General features: G+C 47.7%; 5 protein-coding genes and 1 tRNA gene. 5 read left to right on the forward strand and 1 reads right to left on the reverse strand.

The annotated features are described in order from the left end of the window. Window positions 1–345: 345 nt before the first annotated feature. From dctP to KKD83_05160, 5 genes are all read left to right on the forward strand, one after another. Entirely contained in the window at window positions 346–1,509 is a 1,164-nt protein-coding gene (dctP, locus tag KKD83_05140; GenBank protein MBU2535535.1) for a TRAP transporter substrate-binding protein DctP, read from the forward strand. Between the two features lie 97 nt (window positions 1,510–1,606). Further along, the gene (locus tag KKD83_05145; protein MBU2535536.1) at window positions 1,607–2,113 is read left to right on the forward strand and encodes a TRAP transporter small permease subunit; all 507 of its coding nucleotides are present in this window, start codon (window positions 1,607–1,609) and stop codon (window positions 2,111–2,113) included. Continuing rightward, entirely contained in the window at window positions 2,110–3,444 is a 1,335-nt protein-coding gene (locus KKD83_05150) for a TRAP transporter large permease subunit (protein MBU2535537.1), read from the forward strand. The genes KKD83_05145 and KKD83_05150 overlap by 4 nt, the downstream gene beginning before the upstream one ends. A 78-nt stretch (window positions 3,445–3,522) precedes the next feature. Continuing rightward, window positions 3,523–4,425 (forward strand): NAD(P)-dependent oxidoreductase, encoded by a 903-nt coding sequence (locus KKD83_05155; protein MBU2535538.1) that lies wholly within the window; start codon window positions 3,523–3,525, stop codon window positions 4,423–4,425. Window positions 4,426–4,743: 318 nt separating this feature from the next. Beyond that, entirely contained in the window at window positions 4,744–5,568 is an 825-nt protein-coding gene (locus tag KKD83_05160) for a hypothetical protein (protein MBU2535539.1), read from the forward strand. A gap of 100 nt (window positions 5,569–5,668) precedes the next feature. Here the strand turns inward: KKD83_05160 and KKD83_05165 are convergent. Beyond that, window positions 5,669–5,744 (reverse strand) — tRNA-Arg (locus KKD83_05165).

The raw sequence follows: 5,744 nt of genomic DNA on the forward strand, positions 1-5,744 counted from the left end.
AGTTCCTCAACTACCTGGCGTTTAAACTCTAAGCTGAACGTCCTCTGATTCTTCATGGCAAGGTCCTCTCTTTCGTTCATTATACTTGGACCCTGCCAAACCTTCCTACCCCATTGTGTCCAGCTTCAGGGGTTCACTCCAGCGATTGTTCCAATTGAGTAATCGTCATTTTGTTTTTAAATCTAGCGGGAACTATATCGACTATCCGAGTCTTGCCGAAAGGCCAGTTTTCACCCTGTTCAAATCTAAGGTGCTTGCACCAGATTAATAAAAAAGGGGGTGATAAGCTTCAGCAAAAAAATTAGTACACAGCTAGGTTACAAAATCTTAGGAGGAAGTAAATCAGTGAAAAAGAAAATATTGTTGATTCCGCTGGCATTGTTATTAGCTGTAAGTGTGGTGGCTGGTTGTGCCGCGCCTGCACCAGCACCAGCTCCCACGCCAGCACCAGCACCAGCTCCCGCGCCAGCACCAGCTCCCGCACCAGCACCTGCACCAGCACCGACCCCAGCCCCATCTCCTGCTCCCGCACCAGCTCCGGCCCAGCCGCCGGAAGTAATTAAATGGAAAGTGGTGTCAATGCAACCGAAGGCAGACCCCCGTTACCATGTGGTGGAAGAACTGGCTAAAAGGGTTGAGGCTGCGAGTGGCGGGCGTATGCAATGGGAGCTCTTTGCCGGTGATGAAATTGTGCCCGGTGCGGAAGTAATTCAAGGGGTACGTGACGGCATTATTGACGCTGGTGCCTCTGCCACTGTGTTTGTGATGGACATGTTCCCTTCAGCCGGCCTCTTCTTCCAGGTGGCTGGCGGGATGACGCCTATACCACAGGCACTGTGGTATATGGAGGGAGGAGGAATCGAGCTTTGTAGAGAGATGTTTGAACCGATAGACTCGTACCCACTCGCCTCCTATTGTCTCAGCAGCCCGGAGGTATGGGCCCACTCCACAAAGCCTCTGAACACCCCGGCTGACTTCAAGGGGTTGAAGATGCGCGCCCTCGGTGACCCTGCCAATATCATCGCCAATATGGGTGCGTCCGTAGTCACCATGTTTGGTGGGGAAATCTATGAATCTACGCAGCGGGGAGTCATCGACACTTTTGAAATGGGAACCTTTGGCGCCAACTGGGGCATGGGCTTCCAGGAAGTGGCCCCGTATGTCTATCAGTCGGCAACCCGCGGTCCCACTGACCTCCAGCTGTTCCATATCAACAAACAGAGTTGGAACGCGCTCCCCCCTGACCTGCAAAAAATGCTAGAGTCGGCAGTATGGCTGGAGGCGTTGAAATTTTATGGCCGGGAAATACAGGCAGAAGCGGGTAACATACAGAATTTCATCGATTATGGCTGCGAAGTCCAACCCCTGCCCCAGGCAGTAGAAGATGAGTTCGCGAGACTAGCTAAAGAGTACTACGACGAGAAGTCAGCCGCTGACCCCTTCTTCGCCAAGGTAGTAGAATCTCAGCGCGCGTTTCAAGCAACAACTGACAGCCTGGGCATACGATAAGTTAGGCCTCTTACCGCACCGCACTATCTTAGTTAGACAGATGTCAGATTTAACCCCCGCTCCGGGAACCGCTCTCGGAGCGGGGGAGTAATTAATTATGAGAAACATAGTTCGGGTTATTGATAACATTAGTGAATACACGGGAATGGTAGTAAGGTGGGCCTGCCTGGCCCTGGTGCTGGTGCTCTGCTTTGAGGTCTCGGCAAGATATGTCTTTAATGCGCCAACGATGTGGTCATTTGAAACTGCAAGCATGCTAGGGGGTACCATTGCGGTTCTGGGCTGGTCTTATACCCACAAGCACGGCGGGCATGTGAGAGTGGATGTGTTTTATACCCACTTGTCGCCCAGAGGGAAGGCAATTCTCGATGTCGCTCTTGCCTTATTATTTTTCTTTCCGCTGCTCTTTTCCCTTACGTACGTTGCCTGGGATAGGATGTGGTTCGCCTGGTCAATGGGTGAAGTGATGGCTAGAAGTAACTGGTACCCGATAACCGGTCCAATCAGAACCGTAGTGGTTCTGGGACTGTTTCTGTTTGCCCTTCAGGGTGTGGCACAACTCATTCGCGACCTGTATCGGCTGACAAGGAACCAACAACTATGATTGAAATTAGTCCAGAGATTACCACCTTAATAATGCTGGGCGGGATTCTGGTGGGGATTCTGAGCGGTTATCCCTTGGCCATCCCTATTGGTGCTCTCGGCTTAATACTTGGCTATGCCATATTGGGACCTTCGGTACTTAATCTTATGTATACGCGCTTGTTTGCCCTGATAACCAGCTATGTCCTCCTAGCCGCCCCCCTGTTTATTTTTATGGGGATTATGCTGGAACGCTCGGGAATCGCCGAACGATTGTATGATGCCTTATACCTGTGGCTCGGTGGGCTCAGGGGTGGACTGGCGGTAACCACGGTGTTACTGGGTACTATCCTGGCTGCCTGCGTCGGCATCATTGGCGCCTCGGTTACCATGCTATCCCTTCTCGCCCTTCCCGCCATGGTAAATCGAGGTTATTCCAAAAGCCTAGCCGCAGGCTCGGTTTGCGCCGGCGGCACCCTGGGTATCCTTATTCCCCCCAGTATCATGCTGGTTATCTATGGGCCAATGGCTTTTATATCGGTGGGAAAGCTGTTTATGGCCGCATTTATCCCCGGGTTTATCCTCTCCGGTTTATATTGCAGCTACATTATCCTGCGCTGTTTATTTCAGCCAAATATTGCACCGGCAGTGCCTGCTGAAGAAAGGAAAGTCCCCTTCATTAAGAAAACGACTATGCTTCTTACCTCGATGGTTCCTCCCGCGCTACTTATCCTGGCGGTGCTGGGCACCATCTTTTTTGGAGTAGCCCCTCCCACTGAAGCTGCCGCCGTGGGTGCCTTTGCCGCTACCGTTTTGGCCCTTGTCTACCGACGATTGAATCTTGAAATCCTGAAGGACACGCTAAGCCGAACACTGAGGGTTACCGCCATGATACTGCTCATCGGAGGATTGTCTTTCGCCTTCGTCGGTGTCTTTCTCGCCGCCGGTTGCGGAAAGGTAATAGAAGAACTCATTCTGGCTGCCCCTGGGGGCAAATGGGGTGCCTTTGCCATAGTCATGTTTGCGCTCTTCATCCTGGGGTTTTTCATTGACTGGTTAGGTATCCTCTTTATCATGGTTCCTATAATATCTCCCCTTGTGCCCGTTCTAGGGTTTGACCCCCTTTGGTTTGCCATGATGGTCTGCGTTAATCTTCAGATGTCTTTCATGACACCTCCCATGGCCCATGCTATATTCTATCTCCGAGGTTCAGCTGACCCATCTTTGGGAGTTACCATGGGTGACATAATCCGGGGGGTATTTCCGTTTGTTTTTCTCATCTTGATTGGGATGGGGCTATGCGTGGCCTTTCCTCAGCTAATCCTCTGGCTACCCGGTCAGATGATAAAGTAACACGGAAATGCTTGCCAGCGGGTAATTTTAGCTAAAGGGTAGGAGTTTCTTTATCAAAAACGAGTGGAGGGAGGAAATATGACACAAGCAGGTGGGAAAAAGATTGGCTTCATTGGTCTAGGCTCAATGGGAAAACCTATGGCAACCAATATTTCAAAAGCGGGGTTCTCTCTCACTGTTTATGATATAAGGAAAGAACCTTTGGCTGAGATGGAGAAACTGGGAGTCAAGGTAGCCAAAAGCGCTAAAGAACTTGGACAGCAATGTGACACCATCGTGGTGATGGTTCTTAACTATCCCCAGATTAAAGAAGTCGTTTTCCCTCCAGAGGGAGTACTGGGTGGAATGAAAAATGGCTCAACTCTTATAATCACGAGTACGATTTCACCTCTGGAAATGGCTGAGGTAGAAAAAGTAGCCAGTAAGAGCGGTGTGGCTGTTATTGATTCACCGGTTAGCGGAGGGCATGAGCGAGCTGTAGAAGGCACTCTGGTATTAATGGCGGGAGCGGAGGAAAAGGTGTTTAAAGAAAATGAGCCTCTCTTAAAATCTATGGGAAAACACGTCTATTATACCGGTGGTGTAGGGAAGGGTCAGACAGTCAAAATGATTAACCAGCTTCTGGTTGGTGCCTACCAAGTAGCGGCAGCCGAAGCCCTGATAATGGCCAAAAAACTGGGGATGGATTTGAAAGTCCTGCATGAGATTATAAGCAATAGCCTAGGTGACAGCGCTATTTGGAGGATGTTCGGCTCTAGAATGATAAACAGGGACTTTGAACCAAGAGGGGCAATTAACACCATGAGCAAGGACATGCGTTCAATAATGCAGACAGCCGTAGATTTAAGCACACCGATTTTCATTTCCAGCATACCTTATCAAGTTTTCGAGATGGCAGAATCCCGTGGACTCGGTGGAAAAGACGTTGCTGCCATCATAACGATATTTGAGGAATATGCCGGAATCAAGATGAGCGATTAACATTGTGTTATCCTTCATCTTCTAAATTAAATTCAAAAGAAGATGTTCAAAGAGGGTACACACCCGAAAATTGTCCAGGAAAGGTTAGGTCATTCCAGTATTCAAGTAACCCTTGATACTTACAGCCATGTAGCGCCAGGATTGCAGGAAGCTGCTGCTAAAGGGTTTGATGACGCTATGAGGCAAGCCTTGTCGGAAGACATTTGCAATGGTACTTTAACATCGCTTAGATAATATGACCCATAACATAAGGAATTATTCTTGAATTTTGTAATATTGCAGTGAACATTATATCCTAATCTGTAAGGAGATTGTCACATGTCAACAACGAAGATTTTCGTTATCTTCGGTATTTGTGTTGCTATCCTTACTATTCCATTGATTGTAATGTACATATGGTTTCCTTTATTACTTGGACGTCATATTAGTCTTGTAGAGAATATCATAGTCGGTACGATTGGTACTTATGTAGTTGCCCTCGCTCTAGACTTTACTTTACGCCGTAGACAAGAAAAAGCCGTTATAAAAGTCGCAAGAATAGCTCTGTCTGAAGCTTCACAGAGCATCAATAGAATGATGTCCTTTTTTGCAGGTATGATTAAGGCATCGTCAGATGGTTTTGTCCCTACGACAATAGAGGAATTATTTAGCGCTAGGTCCATGGACTTAATATTCTTGCACTTATCTTTAAGCAATAATGCTCCAGTGACGCCAAAAATAACTTGGCTAGACCATATTAGCAGAGAAACTCGACTCCTTAAAGATAGGCTTACTGATATTCAAGATCGGTATCAAGCATTTTTGCCTGAGGGTGTGTTGGCTGCAATAGGGATACTTAGAAACAATAGTCTTTTCAGTGTTTTTTTAGAGCTACCAAATGTGGTCACTAGCGATAAACAACACAACGTCCAGCGTCCGGTGCTCAATATATCGATAGGAAACTTTGAACTTCTCATGGATGAAATAGTAATTCCTGTTAAAACGATTCATCAATCAGCTTTAAACATCGATGCCAAAATTGTACCTAAATTCCCAAGCTCTACATTTCGGGATGACGTTAATCCTAAAATCGGAGAATCCCGATTTGATGGTCAGCCAGGTCCACGTATTTTCATTGGCGAACAACCTCCATGTAGTCATTAACAGTTTCAACAATACAAACCATCTGTTAGCAATTTGTTAGCAAAAATCAAAAAGACCTCAACAATGAGGTCTTCCGGTTTGTCGTTTTAGCTTCAAAAAGTGGCACGCCTAGAGGGATTCGAACCCACGACCCTCGGTTCCGAAGACCGATGCTCTGTCCGCTGAGCTATAGGCGC

The organism is Chloroflexota bacterium (genome assembly GCA_018829775.1).
Classification (GTDB): domain Bacteria; phylum Chloroflexota; class Dehalococcoidia; order Dehalococcoidales; family RBG-16-60-22; genus E44-bin89.

Bases quoted from the DNA above. Each gene is read 5' to 3' on its own strand.
- KKD83_05155 (MBU2535538.1), top strand. From the start codon at position 3,523: ATGACACAAGCAGGTGGGAAAAAGATTGGCTTCATTGGTCTAGGCTCA.
- KKD83_05150 (MBU2535537.1), top strand. From the start codon at position 2,110: ATGATTGAAATTAGTCCAGAGATTACCACCTTAATAATGCTGGGCGGG.
- KKD83_05160 (MBU2535539.1), top strand. From the start codon at position 4,744: ATGTCAACAACGAAGATTTTCGTTATCTTCGGTATTTGTGTTGCTATC.
- KKD83_05145 (MBU2535536.1), top strand. From the start codon at position 1,607: ATGAGAAACATAGTTCGGGTTATTGATAACATTAGTGAATACACGGGA.